The sequence below is a fragment of the Hallella faecis genome (assembly GCF_018789675.1).
Taxonomy (GTDB): Bacteria; Bacteroidota; Bacteroidia; order Bacteroidales; family Bacteroidaceae; genus Prevotella; species Prevotella faecis.
This window is the reverse complement of sequence record NZ_JAHKBE010000044.1, coordinates 1-24200: the sequence shown is the minus strand read 5'-3', so window position 1 is coordinate 24200 and position 24200 is coordinate 1. Positions and strand designations below refer to the sequence as shown.

Below are 24200 nucleotides of genomic sequence, written 5' to 3'. Positions count from 1 at the left end.
AACACTGACAATTAGATCGTTAGGTTGTTTTTGACTGATTTACGAGCATCCCTAAATATCAAATATATAACTATAGTTAAGCGATTAATATCGCATCACTAGTAATGTTACATATTACAATAGGGGGGTAACCATATCGCAACTCCCGTTTACACCTTGATTGCTAACGTGTAGCTCTTTCCTCTAACGTGATAAGGAGTTGGCTATTCGCCTCGATGATGGGCTTTGTTCTTCTCACAAGCGTGTAAAGCGTATCGTTGGCATACGGCTTCTTTGGCCATAGTCGTTCGCAGATCTCTTTTTACGAAAGGGTGTGGGGGCTGCCGTTATCAGCATTTCGCGCAATGCGTGCTGCATGGGCGTAAGGCACCGCCTGAGGAGGTGGAGAGAAGGTGATTCAATTCGTCATATGTGAGATGACTGCGGTAACATTGCAGGGTGTTGGCATCAACCACATGTCCTGCCTTTAGGAGGGCGTGTAGATGTGCCTCGTTCCGATCAGTCGTCGATAATGCCACATTCCCTCCATTGTCTGGCCACAGCTTGTGCGTCGGCCAAGGCGGTAGCCATGGGAAGGGGCGTGTTGTCGTCGATCTGGTAATTGTCGGTAAGAATCTTGGCCATGTCCTCAATGGTAAATTCGCTACCCTGCACCTCGTTCCACAAGAAGGCGGAACTCTCGTTCATGCTGATGATGTTGCTGAAGTCCATATTTTCCTTGCCCTCAGCTACAAGGATATTCTCGCCACAAACGTTGCGGATGTTGAAACCGGGTTTTGTTTTCATGATGGTGTGTTGATGATGATGTTTTTACTGTAAAAAGTGAAGACCGATTGGTCCTTGTATTGTTACGCCACGCCAAACAGGGGAATCCATATACGGCGGTAAAAGGCCAGCAGCCATCGGCGAATGGGGTAGAGGCGGGTCCATAGGTACGAGTAAACTCTCCATTTGCGCCCATCGGTCCTGTCGAGGGTGGTGCGTCCCTTACGGTAAAACCCGACCACCGCACCCTTAACGTCGCTTATTTGGCAATGTTCGCAAAGTAGGTTGCCATCGCCCCTGAGTACCACGTGGGCGCCATCAATACTGACGATGCGATGCAAGACGTAAACACCGGGTTGCGTTTCGGCCAACACGGGATCGCCCACTTTTGGGTTGATGGCCTTTGTTAGCAACGCCTTGTCGCGGTTGTCCTCCAGGAAGGGTCGCATGGAGAACCCTCTCAGGCGGATGGTTACGGTGTGGCCCTCATCCATGAGCTTCACTATTTCGGGCAGCAGGATGGCGTTGGGTATTAGCTTTTCGTGACCGATTATTTCACTTTGATGGTTCTGTTGCATACAATAGCCGATTCAGGGTTGGGCAAGCAATGGAGCGCGTAGATGCCCGTGCTTTCTACGATATGGGTAATGGCGTCGCAGGTTAGGCGGTAGGTGGGCTCGTCCCATTTCATGGTGGAGCATGCGGGTAGCAGCGACGCAAAAGCCTCTATGGGGCGCAGGCGCTCCACGTGGTTGGCCTCTGCCCTGACAATAGTGGTTACGGCGCCCAGCCGTGCCTTCACGTTGCGGTAACAGGGTGTCTTGCCACTCCATGGACTGCCGTAGATGTAGGGCTGTCCCTCAATGATCCTGATGATGGGATTGTCGTCGTTCATGAGGTCGCATCCGGGAAGATGGCGTAGCCACATGCTCACCTGTGTGGATTTGCCTGTGCCGCTCTTGGCAACAAAAGCGTAGCCGTATCCCTCTTGTCGCACCAGCGAGGCGTGGATCAGCAAGCATTGTTGCCTGCTTGAGGCAAAAGCGAAGGCCAGCATGAGCGCATTGTTGAGTCCAAAACAACGCATGTTGTAGTTGCCATTGAGCGCACAACGACATTCGCTGAAATCGTTGTTGGTTATCAGCAGGCAACAGTCGGCGCCATCGAGGTTTCTTATAATGTATTGGTAGCCACCTTGGTCGAGCCGATCCACAACTGTTAGGCCGTTGCCCGTGTCGAATTCGCGAATACGCTCCCTTCTCGCCTTGGGGAAGGGGCTCAGGTCGTCGTCTACTATCAGGCGGAAAAGAGGTTGCGTCGTCTTGTCATTAACGCGGAAAGGCTCAAACGACGGAATGAGTCGCAACGAGTTGGCACCATCTCCTTGGAAGACGATTTCAACATGAAAGTCGGCTATGCAAAAGCGGCAAACCTTCTCCATTCGTTACTTGATAATCTCAATGTCGCCCGAGATGGGTTGGAAGCGAAACTCCGACTCCTTGAGATAGTGGATGTTATAGTTTCCGCCTCCCAGGTATCTTTTGCGCAAGGCAAGGTATTTCTTTTCGGCTTCTTTCTTGGTGGTGGCAAACGACGTGGTGCACGTGGCGTTCTTGAAGCCAATGTTGTCCAAGTAATCGCGCAACTGATAAGAATAGTTTTCGCGGCTATAAAGGAACTTCGTCTTGCTGTCGATGTATGCCGAATCCACCTGTTGTATGTCTGTGAAATAAACCGTTGAATCGTTGAACGATGCGGCAAATCCATAGACGTAAATGGTCTTTGGCTTCAGCGCAGCCCATGCTCCTGTAGTAAGAAGCATGGCTGCCAATGTCATAATAATCTTTTTCGAGTTCATTATCCTTGTTGTCTTTATGATCTTTTGTACCCTGTTGTTGAGGGCCAATATGCCCTTGTGAGCCATCATCCCAAGTACGACTTTAGTCGCTTGCTGTGGTCGTCGTGTCGCAGTCGACGTATGGCTTTCTCCTTAAGTTGGCGTACGCGCTCTCGGGTGAGCCCATACTTCTCTCCAATTTCCTCAAGGGTCATCTCGGGTTGGCCTATTCCGAAGAACGCCTCCAGAATGTTGCGCTCCCTTACGCTGAGCGTTTGCAGCGACCGTCCAATCTCCTCTTGTAGCGACTCCAGAACCAACTGGTTGTCGGTATTGGGCGTGTTGTCGTTTGGGAGCATCTCCAACAGGTTGTTGCCCTCGTCGTTAGACAGCGGGGCGTCGACAGAGACCTGCTTGCCTCGTGCGTTGATGACATCCTTGAGCTTGTCCTCAGGAATGTCGATCTTGTCCAAGAGTTCATCGAGACTTGGCAGGCGCTCGTTCTCTTGCTCAAACTTGCTGACGATTCGTCTTACCTTGTTGACCGACCCCACTTGGTTGAGTGGCAGGCGTACCAGCCTGCTTTGGTCGGCGATGGCTTGCAGGATGCTTTGGCGAATCCACCACACGGCGTAGGAGATAAATTTGAATCCCCTTGTCTCGTCGAACTTTTCCGCAGCCCTAATCAGTCCCAGGTTGCCCTCGTTGATAAGGTCGGGCAGGGATAGTCCTTGGTTTTGGTATTGCTTGGCAACCGAAACCACAAATCTCAGGTTGGCTTTGGTGAGGCGTTCCAATGCTTTTTTGTCGCCTTCACGTATGCGCCTAGCCAAATCTTCCTCCTCTTCGGTGGAGAGGAGCTTCTCATGGCTGATTTCCTGTAGGTAAATCTCCAAAGACACGCTGTCTCTGGTGGTGATTGAATTTGTGATTTTCAGTTGTCTCATCTTAGGTCTGTGGCAGTTAGTTTGATTGCAAAGGTACAAAAAATAAAATAGTAATGTTTCTTTTCATCAAAAAATAGTGATTATTTTTTTGCCAAATCGTTTATAGGCAGAAATTGGTGGCAATTTAAGGCGTCTTGAGACTCTTTTCGCCCCTTGCCGATGTTTGTTTTTGCAGTCGGGCTTGTGGGCTGTTCTTTTGGCGTAGCCCGTTATGACGTTGATGCGCATGGAAGAATCGGTCCGTTGTGGAGCAATGGGGATGAGAAGCCAAAAAGGCGGAGCGCTTAAACAAGTGCTCCGCCTTCGATGCTTATATGATGTAATGGCGTGTTTCGTGGAATTTATTCGCCCACCCTAACAGCCTTATAGTCGGTCTTTCCTGATGGCCATATGCCTGTGATGAAGAGCACGGGGTTCTTGCTGGTAGAAGCCTCCTTGACAGCTTTCTGCAGATCGGATATCTCCTTCATCTGCTGGTCGTTGGCTGTGAGGATGATGAAGCCGTCGCTAATGCCTGCGTCCTTGAACGCACCACTCTTCACATCCTTCACCTGCAAGCCGTAGCTGATGTCAAGTTGTTTTTTCAACTCGTTGCTTACAGGAATCACCTTTGAGCCGAGCACGTCGAGATCGGCAATTTTCACCACGTTGGTGTTGCCCTGGGCGTTCTTCACGGTAACGGTCTTGGTTTGCTTCTTCTTGTTGTGCAACCATGTAAGGGTAACCTTGTCGCCTGGGCGCTTGCTGCTCATGATCTCCTGACATTCGGCCATCTTGCTGATGTTCTTTCCGTCGATGGAGACAATGACGTCGCCTTTCTCCAATCCGGCAGCAGAGGCTGCGCTACCGTCTTCCACCTTGTCGACATAAACGCCCTCGTTGGTTCCGAGGTCGACCTCCTTGCCAGCCTCTTTCTGCTGGTTGATATAGTTGAGCACGTCGCCACCCGTAATGCCGAGAACGGCTCTTTGCACGGTGCCGTATTTCTTCAAGTCCTCTACCACCTTGTTCATGATGGTTGTGGGAATGGCAAAGCCATAGCCCGTGTAGGATCCTGTGGGAGAATAGAGCATGGCGTTGATGCCCACCAACTCGCCCTGAGAGTTGACCAGGGCGCCACCTGAGTTGCCCGGATTGATGGCTGCGTCGGTCTGAATGAAACTTGAGATGTTGGGACCATCGCTCTGTCCGCCCAGTCCGCGGGCCTTGGCCGAAACGATTCCAGCCGTTACCGTGTTGTTAAGGCCGAAGGGGTTGCCAACGGCGATGACCCATTCGCCAACCTTCAACTTGTCGGAGTCGCCGATGGGCAGGGTGGGCAGGTTCTTGCCATCCACCTTGATAAGGGCCAAGTCGGTGGTGGGGTCGGTTCCAATGATGCGTGCATTGAATTCGCGGTTGTCGTTGAGCGTTACGGTCAGTTCGTCGGCACCATTTACCACATGGTTATTGGTGACGATATAGCCGTCTGTGCTAATGATGACACCAGAGCCTGTGGCTTCCCTCTTTGGAGTTTGGATTTTTCGCTTCTGCTTGCCTCCATTGCCCTGTGGATTGCCGAAAAATCCGAAGGGGTCGGAGAAGAAGTCGGAGAAGGGGTCGCTTTGTACCTCAACCGTCTGAACCTTTGAGTTTTGTACATATTTGATATGCACCACAGCGGGAAGCGCCTTTTGTGAGGCGTAGGTCAAATCGACGGGTTGTCCCGCAACCGTCTGCTCGGTGGCAGCGTTCACCTTGATGAATGATCCGGTAGAGAAGGCCAGCGCTACAACGCTAAGGCCAACGATCAAGTAACTGGAATACTTTTTCATACGTTTATGGTTTGTTGTTTTCTTTTTTTATCTGTTTGGTTTTCAACCATGAGCCGTGCCCATTTCCTGATTTATATGTGCGGATGGTCCACGTCATTAACGCATGCAAATATAGGCGCAAAAATTGTAAATGTGCCATATTGTCGGTCTACTTTATCCCATTTTAACACTTTGATTTTAACACTTAACGCTTCTTTAGCAGAAAACGTCTAATATTTACATTCGTTTTGTTATGCCAATTTTGGCAGGATGATGTGTCGCTAATCTTCGCACATTAACGGATACATGTGGCAAAATCTAACGGATGGGCTCTAAAATCTTACGTTTCGTTGCACCTGTCTCAATTTTATTTGCTACTTTTGCAGTTTGTAAGGCAGTACCCCGGCTCTATCGCTGGCATCCTTGAGGTGCGAGAGGAAAGTCCGGGCAGCATAAGGCGCTCCACTTCTGAAAATGGAAGCTGTCGGCGACGGCAGGTGTAGGCAGAAGAAAATAACCGCCCCTCCCACGTGGAGGAGCAAGGGTGAGAAGGTGGTGTAAGAGACCACCAGTCTGCGGGTGATCGCAGAGCTGTGTCGGCTGGAGGCTGCAAGTTCATGTATACCATCGTCATTAAGGGTTGCCTGCCCGACAGGCCTTGAGCCTGACGATGGAGGGTAGAACGCTTGAGCGGCAGGGTGACTTGTCGACTGGATAAATGATGGAGCTCTCCTTATTTCATAAGGGGAAACAGAACCCGGCTTACCAGGGTGCTGCCTTACTTTTTATTATACTACGCTTCATTTTTTTGTAGCGCAGGTATAATAATTATCGAGTTATTTTAGTTATTTGTATGTAACCATTTATTTTTGACAAGACAGATGAAAGAGCTCCAACCCAATTTGCTTGACGACTACGAGCACAAGGTGCAAGGGATGATAGAGCGCCATGAGGACGATGCTGGCTTTCCGAAGCTGGACGACTATCGTTTGACGAAGAAAATGGTGGACGATTATCTTTACGACTACCAGATAGTGCTTGACCGTGAGGGTTCACAACGGTCGCAGTTGACGGTTTATGGCATCATAGCCATCATTCCGACGCTTATCCTCAGCGCGTTTCCCGAGTCGATGTTGCCTTGGGGTAAATGGTCGTTGATGGTGGGAATAGGTATGGGCTTGGCTTTGGCATGCGCCATTAAGGCGGTTAGGATGGTTGTCACAAATAGCAAATTGGCTTCTTTGAAGCGTTCGAATAAGGATGTGAGTGAGTATGTTAGCGATATTGAAAAATACGTACGCAATCACGAATAAATTACAGATAAGGCGATTAGATTATGGAATTACCTGATTTTATGGCATACAAGGACAGGTTCACCGAGAGTGGGTTTGCCGAGAAGATTTCGCGCATTGCCAAGCGCGCTGGCGCAAAGTTGGTGTATGCGGCGCTGATTTTATACTACACATTGGAGAGTGACAAAGTGTCGCTTAAGGACAAGGCCATTATAGTAGGCGCCCTGGGTTATCTCATTTCACCCCTCGATGTGGTTCCCGATGCGTTCCCAATCATTGGCTTGGGCGATGATTTGGCCGTATTGATATTCGTATTGAAGAAAATTTGGGGCGATGTGTCGGAGGATGTAAAGGCGAAAGCCCACGCAAAACTGTCGAAGTGGTTTGATGAAGACGAGATTCTTGAAGCCGACAATCTTTTCGAAGACACTCCGAAGGCATAACGAAAATAGGTCATTAGATAAAAGGTAGACGTGCTATCTGTCATCTAATGACCTATTTGTTTTCAATGCCTTGTGGCTTAACACGGCGTTTAGGCCTTGTGGTTGCTTATTGGGCTTTGTTGCTTTTGCGCTTCATAAACCATTTGATGGTGAAGTATGCGATGGCAATCACTACAAGAGCCACAATGACCAGCTTGATGTATTCGCCGTATTCCAAGATCTTGTCATGCAGTTGGTCTTCGGGCACGATGGTGTGGAGATACCACCCCATGGTAGCCAATATGCAGTTCCATGCCCCCGCACCGATGGTTGTGTAGAGCATGAACTTCCAATAGTGCATCTTTGCCAATCCTGCAGGAATGGAGATGAGGTGGCGAATGCCTGGAATGAGGCGCCCTGTGATGGTGGCCACCATGCCATGATTGTTGAAATAAGCTTCGCTTTTCTCTATCTTCTCGTGTGAGAGCATGCAGAGCTTTCCCAGTTTGGAATCGGCAAAACGCCAAATGACAGGTCTTCCCAACAACCATCCCGCTAAGTAGTTGATGGAGGCGCCGGCGTCGGCACCCAACGTGGAGAAGAGGATAACCAACCAGATGTCGAGGTTTCCGGCTGCGGAATGATAAGCGGCAGGAGCCACAACCAATTCTGACGGCACAGGTATGACCGTGCTCTCCAAAAGCATCAAGAAAAAGATGGTGCCATAATTGAGATTGGAGAGTAAGGTTGAAATGATGCTCATTCTTTCTTAAATCGTTATTGTTAATGTTATTAATGATGAAGCGTGGATAGCTTTCACGCATTTAGCTCTCTCGGCTGCTCGTAGGCCAAGCGCCAAGCTCAGGGTGCTCCTTGGCGTATTCTTCGTAATTTTCGAATGGCGTTCCCTCTGGGAAAATGCCCTCGAGCATAGGCTTGGACCTGAGTGGGCCTTGCAGAACAGCTTGATGCAGGTCGGCCAAGAACTCGGAACGCAACCCCAAGTCGGCGTCGCACAATGCCAAGAAAGCCCATCCTTCAGGCATGTTTTTGCCAAGACCACCATCCATGATTTCCCTAAAAAGGTCGTGGGCAAACTGGGTGTAGCCACATTCGTAGGTCGAATAAGCTATAAGCGTTTGTATACGTAGGTCATTGTTGGATGCTTCGACGGCGCGCTTAAACCAAACGCGGGCTACTTCTGGTTGATTTTCAAGAAGATAAAGGTAGCCTCTGAGCACATTGTTTTCTGCGGTATTGCGGTCGGGAAGCTCGTCCATCTTCCTGATGCAGGCCAACGCTTCGGCCCGATGGCCCAATTGGGCGTTTAGGATGCATTGTTGCCGGAGAATTTCCAACTTGTTGGGTGAGGTGCTTGTAGCCAGTTTCTCTGCCGTCTTCAAGTGGGCAAGCGCTTCTTGAGGGTGGTTTTGCGCAGCCAGAATCGATGCAATGCCCATGTCGGGCGACTCGCTATAAGGCTGAAGCGCCTGAAGTTTCTTGTAGAACTTGATGGCTTCTGGATAGTTGCCTATGATCGCCAAGGAGTTTGCCTTATGGATGTGTGCGTCGGCGTTTACGGGGTCTATGGCCAACGCATAGTCGCAACTCTCTATGCAAGCGGTCGTGTCGCCCTGTTGAAATTGCGCCAACGCCATGGTGTTCCAATAGTCGGTGTTGTATGGGTTGTCGTCGATCAACTTGTCGAATATCTGCTCGCATAGGTCGAATTGCCCTTTCCCCAATGCCACACGTCCCTGCAACTCACGGTATTGTGGGTCGGTGGTCAGGCTACTTTTTTTCAACCACTCTTCTGTTATGTCTGTGCACGAGTAGTCGGCAAAAAGGGTAGCCACGTCAAGATAGTAGTCTTCAAGGTCGTCATCGCAGACATCGTTTTCCTTTGCTTTCAGATATTGGTTGGCTTCGTCTATGCGTTGGTCGGCAACCATGATCTCGGCCACAATATAATAATAGTCGAGGTCTGTCTTGTCGTCTATCTTTTCGGCCCATTGCATGGCTTCGGCTGCATTCCTGTTCACCAATATAGCCACACGCGCCTTGAAGGTCAAGGGTTGCGTTGCTCCAGGAAACATGTTGATGGCAAGATCGATGGCCTCTATGGCATCGGTCAATCTACCATGAAGGTGATAGTATTCGGCGATGTCGGTGAGGTCGTCGGGTTCCAGATAAATGGAGCTGCCTGCAGAGCGGGCAGCTTCATATCTTTTTAATATGTCATCAAATTGGTTATTCATTTCAGGAACTACCAAGAAGAATAATTGCTTTATTACAGAGATTACTTGTTCTTTTTAGCCCAGGCGTCTTTGAGGCCCACAGTCTTGTTGAATACTGGTGCGGCGTCGGTGGTGTCGGGATCGGCCATGAAGTAGCCGATGCGCTGGAACTGCAGGTACTCGCCAGGCTTGCGTGTTGCGGCGTATTTCTCAACGTAGCAGCAGTTGTTCACGTGCAAAGAGTCGGGATTGAGCAACTCGTGGAAGTCGCGCTCGTCGGCCGAAGGATTCTCCACGAAGAACAAACGGTCGTACTCGCGCACCTCTGCCTTGACGCAATGGTCGGCGCTTACCCAGTGGAGTGTGCCCTTTACCTTGCGGTTGGCGCCTGGCATTCCGCTCTTGCTGTCGGCGTCGTACTCAGCCTGAATCTCGATGATGTTTCCTTCTGCGTCCTTTGTGCAACCGGTGCACTTCACGATGTAGGCGTTCTTCAGTCGAACCTCCTTGCCCGGTGCCAAACGGAAGAACTTCTTGGGAGCGTCCTCCATGAAGTCGGCCCGCTCGATCCAAAGATTCTTTGAGAAAGTGATGGTGTGTGTTCCTGCAGTCTCGTCCTCGGGGTTATTGATGGCTTCCATCTCTTCCGACTGTCCGTCGGGATAGTTGGTGATAACCAGCTTCACGGGGTCGACAACTGCTGACACGCGGGTCGATTTCTTGTTGAGGTCGTCGCGTACGGCGGCCTCTAAGAGAGCCATGTCGTTGAGTGCGTCAAACTTAGTGTATCCTATTGACTGAATGAAGTTCTTGATAGACTCGGGCGAATAGCCACGACGGCGCATGCCACACAGGGTCGGCATACGGGGGTCGTCCCATCCGTTCACCAGATGCTCGTCGACCAAAGTGTGGAGCTTGCGCTTCGACATCACGGTATAAGTGAGGTTCAATCGGTTGAACTCAATCTGTCGTGGGCGGAAGTCGTTCAGTCCTTTCTCTGCTGTGCCATCATATTCCTTCAGGAAATCCACAAACTTATCGTAGAGCGGACGATGGGGCACAAACTCGAGTGTGCAGATAGAGTGGGTTACACCCTCAAAGTAGTCGCTCTGGCCATGTGCGAAGTCGTACATGGGGTAGCAATGCCACTTGGTTCCTGTGCGGTGGTGAGGGGTCTGTATGATACGATACATGATGGGGTCGCGGAAGTGCATGTTGGGATTTGCCATGTCGAGCTTTGCGCGAAGCACCATCGAGCCTTCTACAGCCTCAGGCGTGTTCATCGCTTCGAACAGTCGAAGGCTCTCCTCAACGGGACGGTCGCGGTATGGGCTTGGCGTTCCAGCGGTAGTAGGTGTGCCTTTCTGCTCTGCGATCTGCTCAGAGGTCTGCTCGTCTACATAAGCCATGCCTTTGTTGATCATCCAAACGGCAAAATCCCACAGCTTCTGGAAGTAATCGGAAGCGTAATAGATGTTTCCCCATTTGAATCCCAGCCAACTGATGTCGTGAAGGATGTTTTCTACATATTCGTTGTTCTCCTTCGAGGGATTGGTATCGTCGAAGCGAAGGTTGCAAACGCCATTGTATTTCTCTGCTGCACCGAAGTCCATGCAGATGGCCTTTGCGTGACCAATGTGAAGATAGCCGTTGGGCTCTGGCGGAAAGCGGGTTTGCAAACGGCCCCCGTTCTTGCCAGCTGCAAGGTCTTCCTCAATCAACTGCTCAACAAAACTCACGCTGCGCTTCTCTTCGCTGTTGTTTTCTTTGATTTCCATCTTGTGTTGTTTATTCTATTATTATTTGTTGCAAAGTTAATCATTTATCTACAAAAATTCATCATCGTAGCGTTAAAATGTGCAACTGATTGTTGTGGCATTGTGTAGTTATGTCGATCTGCGCGTTGGCGAGTCGTCTAAGAGTGAGATTGGTTGGGAGAGGCCGTTATGAAGAATTGTCGAAGAATCGTGTTGATTTATGATTGCGATTTTGGTTTTCCTTGCCTGTTATTAGAAAAAACAGACGAGGTAAAATGATATTACGTTCCACGAGGCGGTTGCGGGGTTGTATCTTTGTTCTATTGAAAGAAGCGTAACATATTCTGTGGTCTTGCACTTTTGCGGCTTGGCAAGGGGGCGTAAGGGGAGGGATGGTAGGGCTCGGAAAGGATAGACGAGACAGGAGTGGCGTATTTGTTGATGTTTGACTTTGAAACAAAACAGGGAAAAAACATTTTTGTTTGTTATATATTCTGCCTGATAATAATGTTACCGAAACGGATGGCAGATCGTGCGAGGAATGTAAGAGAACGTTTATCCATCAAGTTTTAATAGAATATAGCGAGGTGAGAATTATTGAGAATGTAAGGAAATTAGTCAAACAAGATTGGCAGGCGTAAAATAGCTTATCCTAAGTGTGGCCAATGGTAATTTCCTGTTACATTATCTGTGTTTTTGAGAATGTGCAAAATAAGTGTAAAAAGGCCAAACTATGTTCGGTTTTTGTAGTATTTGCCACATATTGCATATACGAACCGAAAATCCATCCCCTAAAAAAATTATCGAAAATAAATTAGAAAATCCTTGGTGGAATCGAAATAAATGCGTACTTTTGCAATCGTTATCCTGAATACAATCTTTTTACCTTAAAGAAGACTAATGCCTATTGAGAGTTAATGGCGCTCGCTGTGAAGCAAGCGCCATTTTTCATTTCTCCTTGCACGCATCAACATACAAAAAGCAACCGCAATCCTACCGTTAAGTGTTACGATAGGGTTGCGGTTGCGTTTTGCCTATAATGATTAATGTGTAAAGCCCTGAGGGGGCGCTTGGTTGCCTGTTCAGAAGTTTACTTGATTCCTCGCTGGTTGAGCGCAGCCGAATAACGACGGGCGTTGTTCATGTGCTCTTGATAGGTGGTGGCGAAGTTGTGGGTTCCGCTGAAGTCTTCCTTGGCGCACATGTAGAGGTAGTTGTGGTGCACCATGTTGAGCACGGCGTCGATACCCGCCACGCTGGCTATGCGGATAGGTCCAGGGGGCAGGCCAGGGTTGACGTAGGTGTTATAGGGGCTGCTAACATGGAGCATGTCGTGGTAGATGCGCTTGAGCTCGAAGCGCTTGAGGGCAAACTTGATGGTGGGGTCGGCCTGGAGCGGCATGCCGTTGGGGTATTCGGCGTCGCGGAGCATCAGTCGGTTGTAGTACATACCCGCAATCATAGGCTTCTCCTTGTTGTTGGCCGTTTCCTCGTCAACAATGCTGGCGAGCGTGGCAACCTCCTCGGGTGTCAACTTCAGGTCTTTGGCCTTGGCCAAGCGTGTGTCGTTCCAGAAATGTTTGTTCTCCTTTTGCATGCGGCGTAGCAATCCGCTGAGCGAGATGTTCCAGTAGATGTCGTAGGTGTTGGGCACGAACAGAGCGGCTATTGTCGTGGTGTCGTAGCCATAGGCGTGGCAAGTGTCCTCGTTGCTGAGCGCCTGGGCGATGGTGGCGCTATCCAGCATGAGTTTGTTGCCCAGCACCTCAGCAAGGTCCTGCATGGTGCGAACGGATGGAACCGTGAGGTTCACAGGCTCTTGCATCCCGTTCTTGATGTGTCTGAATGTCACGAACGCGCCCATCGACGGCTTGATGGCGAATCGTCCTGTGCGCACGTGTTTCACCAGATTGCTGTGGCGCGAAAGGGTTTTGAAGGCGTGCAATCCGTGTGTGGTGGCAAAGGGTTGTAGCTTCACGAGCAACGAGTCGTAGTTGTCGTCGTCGTCGACGTAGACGTAGCAAGTTTCGTTCTTGCCTGTGAAGGATGTGAAAAAATAATAATATCCAATGCCGAGCAAAGCCAAAAGGCATAACGCTGCAGGCGTGAGATATTTTTTCTTGCAGTTGTTTTTCATCATTTATTGCGATTGTAAACTGATGCAAAGTTACATGAAAAGGATGATTTTTCAAAACATTCTTCCTTTATCTTTTAGCATTTTAAGCGGAATTATATATCTTTGCAATATGAAGTTGAATTTCAGCATAAGGTACAAAACGCCCTTTGGGCAGTCGATGCACGTGTGTATCCGTTATATAGACAAGGATGGGCATGTGCGCGATGTGAACGAGCCCATGCGCACCGACGACGGCGATACATGGACCGTGGAGACGGCAGGCATTGTGTTTACCCATGTTCCCATCCGCTATCTTGTTTACACTTATCAGGTTGAGGATGATGCGGGCAAGGTGATGCGTAAGGAATGGAACGCCGTTCCTCGCATGTTCGGCTTGGATGTGTCGCGAAATTACATCTTTCATGACATTTGGCGCGACCTGTCTTTGCAGCACTATATCTATCCCGTGAGTCAAGAGCGAGAGGCAAAGCAGGTTGGCTCCATGCCGTGCTTCAACTGCAGCGTCATATTCCGCATATCGGCACCTCAGGTACGCGAGAACTGTTTGGTGGCGGTGCTTGGTAGTGAGCCGACGTTGGGCGTTTGGAATGTGCGTCGCTATCTTCCCATGCATTATGTGGGCGATGGCGACTGGATGCTTACCATCAACGCCTACGCTATGGTGTTCCCGTTCGAGTTCAAGTATGTGGTTGTCGACAAAGCCACCCACGACATTGTGGAGTGGGAGAGTGGCGACAATCGCAAGGCCGATGTGATACGACTGGAAGATGGCGAGCAACTGGTTATTTATGGTGGAAACATCCGCACGAAGTGCAAGTTGGTTTACCACGACGAGTTGCTTGGGATAGACGATATAACGAATCATGAAATACGAGAGCTATATATTTGATCTTGATGGCACATTGCTGAGCACGCTGACCGACTTGGCCGCAAGTTGCAACTATGCCTTGCGGTCGTGCGGCATGCCCGAGCGAACCATCGATGAGGTAAGAAGATTTGTAGGTAACGGAGTGAAGAAACTTATGGAACGCGCTATTCCTCAGGGTGTTGACAATCCTCGCTTCGAGGAATGTTATGCTGCGTTTCGTGAGCATTACATGGTTCACAACTTGGACACCACGGCACCCTATCCGGGCGTGCTGGAAATGTTGGGTCGCCTGAAGGGCCAGGGCGCCAAGTTGGCGGTGGTAAGCAATAAGTTTTATGCTGCCACGCAAGAGTTGGTGAAGCATTTCTTTGGCGACTATGTGGAGGTGGCCATTGGCGAACGTCCCGACATCCGCAAGAAGCCCGCCCCCGACACGGTGGAGGAGGCATTGCGCCAGTTGGAAGCCTCGCCCGATACTGCCGTCTACATTGGCGACAGCGACGTGGACATCGATACGGCGCGCAACAGCCACATGCCATGCATCAGCGTGCTGTGGGGTTTCCGAAGCAAGGAGTTTCTTTTGGAGCATGGTGCCACGCACCTTGTGTCTTCGCCCTCCGAAATTGTTTAGGACGACCGCGAGAAGGCGGGGAAGAAAACGCAAATAAAGGGAAATAAGCAAAGCCCTTCGCCAAATGATGAAAGGGAAATAAGCAAAGCCTTTCGCCAAATGATGAAAGGGGAAATAAGAAAAGCCTTTCGCAACACGATGATTGCGAAAGGCTTTATGCTTTTTTAGACCTATCCTTATTTATATAAGCTCAGTCTTGAAGTGCAGGCTTGGTTTTACTCGCCCTTGATGGCAGCCACACCGGGAAGCACCTTGCCCTCGATAGCCTCGAGCATAGCGCCACCACCTGTTGACACATAGCTCACCTTGTCGGCCAAGCCAAACTTGTTGATGGCAGCCACAGAGTCGCCACCGCCGATGAGTGAGTAAGCGCCATTCTCCTGAGTGGCCTTGGCAACGGTCTTGGCGATCTCGCCGGTACCGTGTGCGAAGTTCTCAAACTCGAACACGCCCACAGGACCGTTCCACAGGATGGTCTTAGAGCTCATGATGATTTCCTTCCAAGCAGCGATGCTCTCCTCAGAGGCATCCATGCCCTCCCAACCCTCGGGGATAGAGAAGATGGGGAATACTGAGCGAGCGGTGTCGTTAGAGAACTCGCGGCCGCAAACGGTGGCAACCGAGAGGCTGAGGTTCACGCCCTTCTTCTTGGCCTCCTCGATCACGTTGAGAGCCTCGGGCATCAAGTCGTCCTCGTGGAGCGAGTCGCCGATGCTACCACCCTGTGCCTTGATGAATGTGTAACCCATGCCGCCGCCAATGATCAGGTTGTCGACCTTGTCGAGCAGGTTCTTGATGACGCCGAGCTTAGAGCTTACCTTAGATCCGCCGATGATGGCTGTGAAGGGGTGCTGTGCGTTCTTCATCACGTTGTCGATAGCAGTAACCTCCTTCTCCATGAGGTAGCCAAGCATCTTGGCGTCCTGCTCGAAGTAGTCGGCGATGACAGCGGTTGAAGCGTGACGGCGGTGAGCTGTGCCGAAAGCGTCGTTGACATAGACGTCGGCGTAAGAAGCCAACTTCTGGGCGAACTTCTTCTGGCTTTCCTTCATGGCCTTCTTGGCCTCGTCAAACTCAGGAGTGCCTTTCTCGACACCTACAGGCTTGCCCTCTTCCTCGGGGTAGAAGCGCAGGTTCTCGAGCAGCAGGGCCTCTCCGGGCTGCAGGGCTGCAGCCTCCTTCTCAGCGTTGCCACAGTCGGGAGCGAACTTCACGTCGACACCCAGGCGCTCTGACACCTTGCCAACAATCTGCTGCAGGCTGAGCTTGGGGTTCACCTTGCCCTTGGGCTTGCCCATGTGGCTCATCATGATGACAGACCCGCCATCGGCCAGGATCTTCTTCAATGTGGGGAGGGCACCGCGAATACGGGTGTCGTCAGTCACATTGCCATTCTCATCCAATGGTACGTTGAAATCTACACGAACAATGGCTTTCTTGCCTGAAAAGTTGAATTCGTCAATTGTCATTTTATCTTATGTGTTAAATGAAAAATAATCTTTTTGCACGGCAAAGTTACTAAAAAGATGAGAGATTGTATACCCGCTAAGCCACATTTTTTGCTTTTTTATATAATGTTGCTGTGTTTGCCAGAGAATCTTGGCAAGGAGCGGGCTTTCTATGCGGGGTTTTCATACTCCGTGGTGTCGGCGATGCCTGCCTCGCGGAGGGCTTCCTGGCGTTCCCGGCAGGTGCCACATTGTCCGCAATGCACCTCTCCGCCCTTGTAGCAGCTCCACGTCTCGCTGTAGTCTATGCCCAGTTGCTTTCCGTGGCGCGCTATGTCGGCCTTTGTGATGTTGGTGTAGGGTGCCTCAATGGTTACGTCCTCAAACGTGCCCGCCTGGGCTGCCGCCGACATGGCGTCTACAAATGCGGGGCGACAATCGGGATAGATGGTGTGGTCGCCGCCGTGGTTGGCCATCAGCACGTGTTTCAGGTGGTTGCTCTCGGCTATGCCTATGGCTATGCTCAGCATGATGCCGTTGCGGAAGGGCACCACGGTCGACTTCATGTTTTCCTCGTCGTAGTTGCCCTCGGGAATGGCGTCGGCCCCTTCAAGAAGGCTCGACTTGAAGTATTGTGGCATGAAGCCGAGGTCGATGGTGATATGCGGTATGCCGAGGCGCTTGCAATGCATCTCTGCGAATGGAATCTCGCGGTTGTTGTGGTTGCTGCCGTAGTTGAAACTCACGCCCAGCGCTATTTGGTCCTTAAACTCATAGAGCATGGTGATGGAATCCATGCCGCCACTTACGATGATTACTGAATCTTTCATGGTTTGCTAACGTTTTTTTTGAATGTGCTTATCCAAACAGGAACCGAAGGGCCTCCTCCACCTTCCTGACCGGATGCAGTTGTATTTTGTGTTTTTTCTTGTCGATGCTTTTTAAGTTGTATGCGGGGATGATCATGTGGGTAAACCCCAACTTCTCGGCCTCCGATATGCGTTGCTCCACGCGGCTGATGGGACGCACCTCGCCGCTGAGTCCCACTTCGCCCGCCATGCACCATCCCGCCTCGATGGGCGTGTCGACGTTGCTCGAGAGCACGGCGGCTATGACGCTGAGGTCCATGGCCATGTCGGTCACGCGCAGGCCTCCCGCGATGTTCAGGAACACGTCTTTCTGTATGAGCTTAAATCCCACGCGCTTCTCCAGCACGGCCAGCAGCATGTTGAGCCTTCGCTGGTCGAACCCTGTGGCCGAGCGCTGTGGCGTGCCGTAGGCGGCTGTGGAAACGAGCGCTTGCGTCTCCACCAGGAACGGTCGCACGCCTTCGATGGCCGACGAGATGGCTATGCCCGACAGGCCTTCGTGGTCTTCGGTGAGCAGCAGCTCCGAGGGGTTCGACACCTGTCGCAGGCCCTCTTGCCCCATCTCGTAGATGCCCAGTTCGGAGGTGCTTCCAAATCGGTTCTTGATGCTTCTTAGGATGCGGTACATGTAATGTTGGTCGCCCTCAAACTGGATGACCGTGTCGACGATGTGCTCCAGGATCTTCGGTCCGGCCAATGTGCCTTCCTTATTTATATGGCCTATGAGGATGACGGGCACGCCGCTGGTCTTGGCGAAGCGCAGCAAGGCCGCCGCGCACTCTCTCACCTGGGTGATGCTTCCGGGTGACGAGTCGACGGTGTCGGTGGCGATGGTTTGTATGGAGTCTACGATGAGCAGCTCTGGGTGCACCTCCTGTATCTCGGCGAAGATGTTCTCGAGCGATGTTTCGCAAAGCACGAACACCTCGCCCCTGGGCGTCTCGCCCTGTGCGCTGGTGGGGCGCAGTCGGTCGGCCCTCATCTTTATTTGGTGGGAGCTCTCCTCTCCGCTTACATACAGGATGTTGCGCTCAGGCATGCTAAGGATGGTTTGCAGGGTCAGCGTGGATTTTCCTATGCCGGGCTCGCCGCCCAAGAGGATGATGCTGCCTGGCACGATGCCGCCGCCCAACACGCGGTTGAGCTCCTCGTCGTGGGTGTCGATGCGTGGCTCGGCCTCATGCGAGATGTCGTGGAGCTTCACCGGATGGTTGCGGCGCGGGTCGCTCACGCCGCCCGCCTTGCCTTGCCTTACCGACAGGGCCGCTTGTTTGGCGGCTGCCGTGCCATAGTCGGCCGCAACCTTTATCTCCTTAAACGTGGACCATTGGCCGCACGAGGGGCATTTGCCCAACCACTTGGCCGACTCGTATCCGCAATGGGAACACACAAACATCGTCTTGTCTTTTGCCATGAGCACTATTAATTTTAGGCAAAAATAATATATTTTTCTCAGTATTACAAAATTTTTATTCGTAACTTTGCAATTATGAATAATATGAAGTTGTGTTTGATAATAGCCCTCCTTGCCGTGCTCGCCTCGTGCGGCGCGGATGTGAAGAAACAGCGGAGGCTGAGTCGTGAACAACGCAAAGCCTTGTTGCGCGCCGATTCGGCCGCCCTCAAGATAGCCACCACGCCCACGATGGACTGCCTGCCGCTTTTCGTGGCCGTTGCCGACAGCTGCTTTAAGCAGGCGGGGGTGGATGTGCACCTTCGCCAATGCAACGCCCAGATAGATGGCGACACGCTCATTGCCAACGGCTATGTGGAGGGCGTGGTGTCCGATTTGGTTCGCACCGAGAGGTTGCGCCGCATGGGCACGCCCCTTCAGTATGTGGCGGCCACCAACGCCTCCTGGCAACTGGTAGCCAACCGCACGGCGCGCGTGAAAAGCGTGGCCCAACTGGCTGAGAAGATGATAGCCATGACGCGTTTCTCGGCCACCGACTATCTCGCCGACTTGGCCGTGCGGGAGGCGAAGCCCAAGGGCGACGTGTTCCGCATACAGGTCAATGATGTGCAAACAAGGCTGCGCATGCTGCTCAACAACGAGATGGACGCCATGCTGCTCCCTGAGCCCCAGGCCACTACGGCGCGTCTGTGGAAGAACACGGTGCTGCTCGACACCAAGAGCAAGGACATCAGGCTGGGTGTTATAGCCTTTAGCGAGAAAGCCATGAAGGACGCCGACCGAAAGCGCCAGCTCTCGCTTTTTATTAAGGTGTACAACCAGATGTGCGACTCTATCAACAAGAACGGGGTGCGCCATTACGCCCCGGTCATCGCCAAATACATGGGCGCCGACGAGAAGACCATCAACGCCCTCCCCAATATGAAATATCCGCACGCCTCGGCGCCACGACAGGCAGACCTTGAGCGTGCCAAGTAACGATTCGGAAAACGATGCAGACGGTAAACGACCAACAACAAAAGGATGGGGTGGAGCTCATTCAGCAAATAGCCAACCTCCATGGGCAACTTGTGGAAAGCCACGACTTCGCGCAGGCTTTGCAGGGCATACGGCTGTTGCAGGGCCAAACGCCAGGGGCTTTCTCCAGCGAGGCGCTGGAAGAGTTTGAGAACGATTATCGCCTCATGGCCGACTTTATGCTCAAGGGCTTCAAGGACCCTCAGCGCAACGCGCTCTACGGCCGTTTGGTGAGGGGCATGTCGTCGTTGCTGCGCAACATGGAGGTGGAGGTTGAGCGTAAGTACGACCCGTTCTTCTCCCCGTTGGTTCGGCTCACGGCCAGCACCAAGCTCGACCCAACGGGCATCGAGCAGAAGCTGGTGAAGCATGTGCAGGACGTGGCCATGCTCTCGTTAGACGAGGAGCAGGTGCGCCAGCAACGCTCCAAGGAGCTCTATGAGGCGCATTTCAACTTCATGCGCAACCTGTTCAACGCCATTGTGGTTTCCAGCCAATGGAACGCCGACATGGCGCACGACATGGCGCGCTTGCTCTCTTCGCCCACCATCGACGCCATGGATGCGCTGACGCTGGTGTCGGCCATCACCATGGCCACCCTCAACGTACCCGATCCGCAAAAGGCCATCGCCCTGACCGAGGTGTTCTCCCTGGCCGACGACGAGGCCATCCGCCAACGGGCCCTCGTGGGATGGGTGTTTGCCGTTGGCAACGATGGGTTCGCGCTCTTTCCTGAGGTGGGTGAGCGGGTTGCCGACCTCCTTGCCAAGCCCGAGGTGCGCAAGGAGGTGCTGCAACTGCAGAAGCAGGTGGTGTTCTGCCAGAACGCGGCACGCGACCAAGAGACGCTCCGCAACGACATCATGCCCAACATCATGAAGAACCAGAACTTCGAGGTTTCGCGGTTTGGCATCAAGGAGAAAGAGGAGGACCCTATGATGGATATTCTGCACCCCGACGACGACAGGAAGATGGAGGAGCTCGAGGCGAGTTTCCAAAAGATTTCTGATATGCAGAAGCGTGGGGCCGACATCTATTTTGGCGGCTTCTCCCACATGAAGCGCTTCTCCTTCTTCTATACGCTTTGCAACTGGTTTATGCCGTTCTATACGGAACATCCACAGCTGCAGCATCTTACGCAAGGCTTGTTGCAGTCGAACTTCATCAAGCAACTCATGCTGCATGGACCTTTCTGCGACTCCGACAAGTATAGCTTTACGCTTGGCGTCTCGTCGGTCTTCAGCAGTTTGCCCGAGAGCCTCCGCAACATGATGGAGCAGGGCGAGCTGCAATCGGGCATGCCCGAAGGCGATGGCCCACAGGGCAAGGCCTATATCCGCCGAAAATACCTGCAAGACCTTTATCGGTTTGCCATGTTGAACGATGGCCGCAAGCGTTTTGCCAACCCGTTCGACGAGAACCATGTGTTTTTGTCTGCCCCGATCTTCACCCATGCGATGGCCGACGAGGCGCGCAACATGCAGCTGTTCTTGCTCAAGCAGAAGAAGTTTGCGTTGTTGTCGGCCCTTCTTCAGGCCTATTACGATGCCCAGAACGCCGACGACCTGCGCATGGAGGGTTGTGTGGCCCTCCATTTCAAGCAGTATGCCAAGGCAGAGAAGGCCTGCCGCCAGCTGCTGCGCATGCAGCCCCACGACGAGCAGGCCATCCGCTCCCTGGCGCAGGCTTGCTTCCACCAGGCCCATTTTGAGGAGGCGGCCAAGCATTACAGGGCTATGCTGGCGCTGCATCCCGACAACCGCAACTGCGCCCTCTACCTGTCGGTCTCACTTCTCAACTGTGGCAAGGCCGACGAGGCGCGGCAGATGCTCTTCAAGCTCCATTATGAGCATCCCGACGACCTCAACGTGAAGCGCGCGTTGGCATGGGCCGAGCTGTGGATGAAAAACACGCAGCAGGCTTACAGCATCTACACCACGCTCCTTGCGTCGGACAAGCGTGTGGCCACCGATTCGGTCAACGCGGCCTACTGCTGCTGGTTTGAGGGTCGCATCGATGAGGCTGTGCGCCTCATGGCTGGCGGCATGGCGGCCTACAAGTCAGCGCCTCGCCAAACGTTAACCGTCCGCGAGCAGTTGGCGGCCGACAAGGCATTGCTCGACCGATACGAGGTGGATGAGGCGGACCGCAAGATCATGGCCGACCTCGTGGAACGGCATCGGGAGCAGTAGGGGCGCGCCCCGCGGATGGCGACATGTGGAACCACCTTATTGTAACATGTAACATGTAACAATGTAACGTTTTTATTTTCCCACAGATCTCACGGATTTGCACAGATGCCGTTCGGGGTGATGGGCTTCCACAGATCGCGCCTTTGGCGCGGCAGATGGCACAGATTTTTCGCAGGCGGAGAGTTGTATGTGTGGAAGTCAGAACGGGCACGCAGAAGGGCTATGGAGGCCATTGGGCTTTCAGCCCGCCTTGGGTTGACTGGGCTATGCGTATTCTTGGACTTCAGCCCGCCTTGGACCATTCAACATTATGAAACGTGCGACATGCGGAACCACCTTAATGTAACATGTAACAATAAATGTATATGGAGGAGGTGGCACACCCTTCGGTAAAACCCTCTTGGCAAAGCGACGCCAACCATACGTATTTCAAGAACCGTATTTTACCACAAATAAATGATATGGATAAATCTCGCTAAATCATTGGCTGTTTCAAAATAATTGGCGTATATTTGCACAAAAACACCAAAATGGAGAATTATGGAAGAAAAATTATCGACTATATATTTGGTAAGCGGTCAAACGGCTCTCGAATATCTTATGAACGTGAGCAAAAAGTACAGGCAGATAGCGACCGAAGCGATATTCGAGTGTTTGAGACTGGGGTATCCGCTCAACGACATGGAAATATCAGGCAAAGCTCGCGAACTGCTGAGGAAGCGGAATGTAATCGGCTGATTGGTATTGCCAAGAAGCACGGCTTATATATAGATAAGGCTGATTGGAATAAATTCGGCACCCAACGGATGATTCCAACAGGAGAGAGTGTTGTCTTTTTAAGCAAAGACGCAAGTGTCTTTACCAAGATGAAATCTCCATTTTCCAAGGCTCCTTTGAAGCAGACACATCCGGAGGATATCATCTACGAGCATCTGATACACAACATGTTATTCCCTAATACCAGATACCGCTTCATCGGAATATCAGAAGATATCAAAGGTATCAGAATCGTATTGCAGCAAAAAAACATTTCGGCTATGTTTAGAGTGCCAACTCAACAAATGATAGACGATTATCTTCGGAACAATCTCGGCTTATCCAAAGAAGACAAGTATTTCTATGGAAATGAATACTTGGCGATAACTGATATTTCAAATCTTAGCGACAATGTACTATGCGACGAAGACGGGAGGTTGTATTTCATCGATCCAATCATCAGATTGAAAAGACCCGCTTTGGAAGTATGGAATTATCTCTATAATTCAAGATGCATATAGGGCTGCTCTATTCATTCCTCACCATAAGTTGAGAGGAGCAAACCAGCTCTTGTTAAGCCCCCTTTCTACTCGTTCGAGTTTACGCCGCCCGACGCCGCCATGCTACATAGCCTGTCCGGATGGCTTAGGGCGAGGTAGAATGGCAAGGGTGTGACGGATGCGACATGTGGAACCACCTTATTGTAACATGTAACATGAAACAATGTAACAAGGGTGCGTTTTTTTATTCTCCCACAGATCCCGCTGATGCGCGCAGATGCCGTCTGAGGCTAAAAAGAGAAAGCCATTCGGGGTGATGAATCAAAAAAAGCGCCGATTGCAATCGCTGCAACCGGTGCTCCCTCATGGGCTCTCTGACGAGAACGTATTGGCTACTAAAATCAAACTATGTGGGCTCGGCGATGTCGCTTTGGCTCTTCGGCCCTTTGGCCCTTTGGCTCTTCGACTCCTCCGCTTTCCCCTACACCCCCATGCAGCTCTGCGTGGTGAGCGTGGCTGCTATGGCGGTGAGGATGGTTACGATGAGGTTGAGCAGGGTCTTCCACTTGTCCTTGTTCATGGCTCCTGTTGGTTTGTTGGTTCATTACTCCGATGGCTTGCTCACGGCTTCGATGGCTTGCTCACGGCTTTGGGCGCTACACCTTGGGGTCGGAAACGTCCTTCGAGTCGACCACGACGTTCTTGGGCGCCTCCTTGGCGGTCACGCCCTCGAGCAGATACATCACGTAGCTGCCGGCGCGGCGGTTCTTGTCGGTGACCTGTCCGTTGCCCACGAAGCGCTTGAAGGGCTGGTAGAGCACCTTGTAGCCCTTGACGTTCTGCGCGCCGAAGTCGGCCGAGGTGGCTGCCGCCACGGTCCTGATGCCCACCTTGAAGGCTCCGAGCCCCTCAATCTCCACGCGGTCGGAGTTGAGCAGGTGGCGTCGCAGGGCCACGGATAGCTCGTTGAGCACGGCGAGCGTGTCGGCGTAGGTGGCGGTGGTGGCGTGTGCGATCTCCTCGGCCAGCTCCTTGGTGCTCACGTTGTTGAGATGCACGGCGCGGCCGTACCACTTGCCGTAGTTCTTGTTGCCCTCGCGCTTCTCCTGATACTTGCGATAACGAATACTCATAGTTTTGTCCTCCTGAAATTTTTTAGTTAAACATTAAATATATTTGGTTATAATTTTTCCTTCTCTCTCTCACCCCGAATGAATTTCATTTTTAGCCTCAGACGGCGCAACAACGAATTTCTCGAATTAACGAATTGATGTAATCGTTTTACGATTCCCAATTTGAACGAATTTTGGCTAACGCA

At 51.7% G+C, this 24200-nt stretch carries 22 protein-coding genes and 1 other RNA gene; 8 read left to right on the top strand and 15 right to left on the bottom strand.

Features of this window, described 5'->3' with window-relative positions; all coding sequences use genetic code 11:
- Nucleotides 1-498: 498 nt before the first annotated feature.
- The 6 genes from KM934_RS09890 to KM934_RS09865 all read right to left on the bottom strand — a co-directional run bounded on the left by KM934_RS09890 (nt 499) and on the right by KM934_RS09865 (nt 5363).
- A complete protein-coding gene (locus tag KM934_RS09890; protein WP_215760452.1) occupies nt 499-786 on the bottom strand; it encodes a PqqD family protein in 288 nt (95 codons plus the stop codon).
- A 62-nt stretch (nt 787-848) separates the two neighbouring features.
- Nucleotides 849-1343, bottom strand: coding sequence for a S24/S26 family peptidase (locus KM934_RS09885; RefSeq protein ID WP_215760451.1), 495 nt, complete (start codon nt 1341-1343; stop codon nt 849-851).
- Nucleotides 1316-2206, bottom strand: coding sequence for a hypothetical protein (locus KM934_RS09880; RefSeq protein WP_215760450.1), 891 nt, complete (start codon nt 2204-2206; stop codon nt 1316-1318). Before KM934_RS09880 ends, KM934_RS09885 begins: the two co-directional genes overlap by 28 nt.
- A gap of 3 nt (nt 2207-2209) precedes the next feature.
- Nucleotides 2210-2623, bottom strand: coding sequence for a hypothetical protein (locus KM934_RS09875; RefSeq protein WP_215760449.1), 414 nt, complete (start codon nt 2621-2623; stop codon nt 2210-2212).
- 65 nt (nt 2624-2688) lie between these two features.
- Nucleotides 2689-3549, bottom strand: a complete 861-nt coding sequence (locus KM934_RS09870) for a sigma-70 family RNA polymerase sigma factor (protein WP_215760448.1) — start codon at nt 3547-3549, stop codon at nt 2689-2691.
- Nucleotides 3550-3890: 341 nt separating this feature from the next.
- Entirely contained in the window at nt 3891-5363 is a 1473-nt protein-coding gene (locus KM934_RS09865) for a Do family serine endopeptidase (protein WP_215760447.1), read from the bottom strand.
- Between the two features lie 373 nt (nt 5364-5736).
- Between KM934_RS09865 and rnpB the strand changes: the two genes are divergently transcribed.
- The 3 genes from rnpB (at nt 5737) to KM934_RS09850 (ending at nt 7077) form a co-directional block, all read left to right on the top strand.
- Nucleotides 5737-6123: RNase P RNA component class A (gene rnpB / locus KM934_RS09860), an RNA gene on the top strand.
- Between the two features lie 100 nt (nt 6124-6223).
- On the top strand, nt 6224-6655 hold the full coding sequence (locus KM934_RS09855; protein ID WP_215760446.1) for a hypothetical protein: 432 nt from the start codon (nt 6224-6226) through the stop codon (nt 6653-6655).
- A gap of 23 nt (nt 6656-6678) precedes the next feature.
- Complete coding sequence (locus KM934_RS09850) at nt 6679-7077, top strand: YkvA family protein (protein WP_215760445.1); 399 nt, start codon at nt 6679-6681, stop codon at nt 7075-7077.
- 106 nt (nt 7078-7183) lie between these two features.
- On the opposite strand, the gene KM934_RS09845 is transcribed toward KM934_RS09850, so the two are convergent.
- The 4 genes from KM934_RS09845 to mltG form a co-directional block, all read right to left on the bottom strand.
- A complete protein-coding gene (locus KM934_RS09845) occupies nt 7184-7819 on the bottom strand; it encodes a DedA family protein (RefSeq protein WP_215760444.1) in 636 nt (211 codons plus the stop codon).
- A gap of 61 nt (nt 7820-7880) precedes the next feature.
- Nucleotides 7881-9314, bottom strand: a complete 1434-nt coding sequence (locus KM934_RS09840; protein ID WP_215760443.1) for a tetratricopeptide repeat protein — start codon at nt 9312-9314, stop codon at nt 7881-7883.
- A gap of 41 nt (nt 9315-9355) precedes the next feature.
- On the bottom strand, nt 9356-11071 hold the full coding sequence (locus KM934_RS09835; protein ID WP_215760442.1) for a glutamine--tRNA ligase/YqeY domain fusion protein: 1716 nt from the start codon (nt 11069-11071) through the stop codon (nt 9356-9358).
- 1069 nt (nt 11072-12140) lie between these two features.
- On the bottom strand, nt 12141-13187 hold the full coding sequence (gene mltG, locus KM934_RS09830) for an endolytic transglycosylase MltG (RefSeq protein WP_215760453.1): 1047 nt from the start codon (nt 13185-13187) through the stop codon (nt 12141-12143).
- Between the two features lie 109 nt (nt 13188-13296).
- Between mltG and KM934_RS09825 the strand changes: the two genes are divergently transcribed.
- Nucleotides 13297-14076: a carbohydrate-binding module family 20 domain-containing protein gene (locus KM934_RS09825; protein WP_215760441.1), complete on the top strand. Its 780-nt coding sequence runs from the start codon at nt 13297-13299 to the stop codon at nt 14074-14076.
- Entirely contained in the window at nt 14051-14686 is a 636-nt protein-coding gene (locus tag KM934_RS09820) for an HAD family hydrolase (protein ID WP_215760440.1), read from the top strand. Before KM934_RS09825 ends, KM934_RS09820 begins: the two co-directional genes overlap by 26 nt.
- Before the next feature lie 215 nt (nt 14687-14901).
- On the opposite strand, the gene KM934_RS09815 is transcribed toward KM934_RS09820, so the two are convergent.
- The 3 genes from KM934_RS09815 to radA form a co-directional block, all read right to left on the bottom strand.
- Nucleotides 14902-16155, bottom strand: a complete 1254-nt coding sequence (locus tag KM934_RS09815; RefSeq protein WP_215760439.1) for a phosphoglycerate kinase — start codon at nt 16153-16155, stop codon at nt 14902-14904.
- A 149-nt stretch (nt 16156-16304) separates the two neighbouring features.
- The gene (queC, locus tag KM934_RS09810) at nt 16305-16964 is read right to left on the bottom strand and encodes a 7-cyano-7-deazaguanine synthase QueC (RefSeq protein WP_215760438.1); all 660 of its coding nucleotides are present in this window, start codon (nt 16962-16964) and stop codon (nt 16305-16307) included.
- 28 nt (nt 16965-16992) lie between these two features.
- Entirely contained in the window at nt 16993-18417 is a 1425-nt protein-coding gene (radA, locus tag KM934_RS09805) for a DNA repair protein RadA (protein WP_215760437.1), read from the bottom strand.
- 75 nt (nt 18418-18492) lie between these two features.
- Between radA and KM934_RS09800 the strand changes: the two genes are divergently transcribed.
- From KM934_RS09800 to KM934_RS09790, 3 genes are all read left to right on the top strand, one after another.
- Nucleotides 18493-19395, top strand: a complete 903-nt coding sequence (locus KM934_RS09800; RefSeq protein WP_215760436.1) for an ABC transporter substrate-binding protein — start codon at nt 18493-18495, stop codon at nt 19393-19395.
- A gap of 14 nt (nt 19396-19409) precedes the next feature.
- Nucleotides 19410-21626 carry a tetratricopeptide repeat protein gene (locus tag KM934_RS09795; protein WP_215760435.1) on the top strand — a complete coding sequence of 739 codons (2217 nt, stop codon included), beginning with the start codon at nt 19410-19412 and terminating at the stop codon, nt 21624-21626.
- A 530-nt stretch (nt 21627-22156) separates the two neighbouring features.
- The gene (locus KM934_RS09790) at nt 22157-22903 is read left to right on the top strand and encodes a putative polyvalent protein kinase domain-containing protein (RefSeq protein WP_215760434.1); all 747 of its coding nucleotides are present in this window, start codon (nt 22157-22159) and stop codon (nt 22901-22903) included.
- Nucleotides 22904-23363: 460 nt separating this feature from the next.
- Here KM934_RS09790 and KM934_RS09785 read toward each other — a convergent pair whose 3' ends face one another.
- On the bottom strand, nt 23364-23462 hold the full coding sequence (locus KM934_RS09785; RefSeq protein ID WP_215760433.1) for a smalltalk protein: 99 nt from the start codon (nt 23460-23462) through the stop codon (nt 23364-23366).
- A 76-nt stretch (nt 23463-23538) separates the two neighbouring features.
- On the bottom strand, nt 23539-24015 hold the full coding sequence (locus KM934_RS09780; RefSeq protein WP_215760432.1) for an HU family DNA-binding protein: 477 nt from the start codon (nt 24013-24015) through the stop codon (nt 23539-23541).
- Nucleotides 24016-24200 lie beyond the last annotated feature (185 nt).

Coding starts and splice junctions, on each gene's coding strand:
- KM934_RS09875 (WP_215760449.1), bottom strand. CDS start 2,623: ATGAACTCGAAAAAGATTATTATGACATTGGCAGCCATGCTTCTTACT.
- mltG (WP_215760453.1), bottom strand. CDS start 13,187: ATGAAAAACAACTGCAAGAAAAAATATCTCACGCCTGCAGCGTTATGC.
- KM934_RS09780 (WP_215760432.1), bottom strand. CDS start 24,015: ATGAGTATTCGTTATCGCAAGTATCAGGAGAAGCGCGAGGGCAACAAG.
- KM934_RS09855 (WP_215760446.1), top strand. CDS start 6,224: ATGAAAGAGCTCCAACCCAATTTGCTTGACGACTACGAGCACAAGGTG.
- radA (WP_215760437.1), bottom strand. CDS start 18,417: ATGGCAAAAGACAAGACGATGTTTGTGTGTTCCCATTGCGGATACGAG.
- KM934_RS09790 (WP_215760434.1), top strand. CDS start 22,157: ATGGAGAATTATGGAAGAAAAATTATCGACTATATATTTGGTAAGCGG.
- KM934_RS09785 (WP_215760433.1), bottom strand. CDS start 23,462: ATGAACAAGGACAAGTGGAAGACCCTGCTCAACCTCATCGTAACCATC.
- KM934_RS09835 (WP_215760442.1), bottom strand. CDS start 11,071: ATGGAAATCAAAGAAAACAACAGCGAAGAGAAGCGCAGCGTGAGTTTT.
- KM934_RS09825 (WP_215760441.1), top strand. CDS start 13,297: ATGAAGTTGAATTTCAGCATAAGGTACAAAACGCCCTTTGGGCAGTCG.
- KM934_RS09850 (WP_215760445.1), top strand. CDS start 6,679: ATGGAATTACCTGATTTTATGGCATACAAGGACAGGTTCACCGAGAGT.
- KM934_RS09870 (WP_215760448.1), bottom strand. CDS start 3,549: ATGAGACAACTGAAAATCACAAATTCAATCACCACCAGAGACAGCGTG.
- KM934_RS09865 (WP_215760447.1), bottom strand. CDS start 5,363: ATGAAAAAGTATTCCAGTTACTTGATCGTTGGCCTTAGCGTTGTAGCG.
- KM934_RS09815 (WP_215760439.1), bottom strand. CDS start 16,155: ATGACAATTGACGAATTCAACTTTTCAGGCAAGAAAGCCATTGTTCGT.
- queC (WP_215760438.1), bottom strand. CDS start 16,964: ATGAAAGATTCAGTAATCATCGTAAGTGGCGGCATGGATTCCATCACC.
- KM934_RS09845 (WP_215760444.1), bottom strand. CDS start 7,819: ATGAGCATCATTTCAACCTTACTCTCCAATCTCAATTATGGCACCATC.
- KM934_RS09800 (WP_215760436.1), top strand. CDS start 18,493: ATGAATAATATGAAGTTGTGTTTGATAATAGCCCTCCTTGCCGTGCTC.
- KM934_RS09795 (WP_215760435.1), top strand. CDS start 19,410: ATGCAGACGGTAAACGACCAACAACAAAAGGATGGGGTGGAGCTCATT.
- KM934_RS09820 (WP_215760440.1), top strand. CDS start 14,051: ATGAAATACGAGAGCTATATATTTGATCTTGATGGCACATTGCTGAGC.
- KM934_RS09880 (WP_215760450.1), bottom strand. CDS start 2,206: ATGGAGAAGGTTTGCCGCTTTTGCATAGCCGACTTTCATGTTGAAATC.
- KM934_RS09885 (WP_215760451.1), bottom strand. CDS start 1,343: ATGCAACAGAACCATCAAAGTGAAATAATCGGTCACGAAAAGCTAATA.
- KM934_RS09890 (WP_215760452.1), bottom strand. CDS start 786: ATGAAAACAAAACCCGGTTTCAACATCCGCAACGTTTGTGGCGAGAAT.
- KM934_RS09840 (WP_215760443.1), bottom strand. CDS start 9,314: ATGAATAACCAATTTGATGACATATTAAAAAGATATGAAGCTGCCCGC.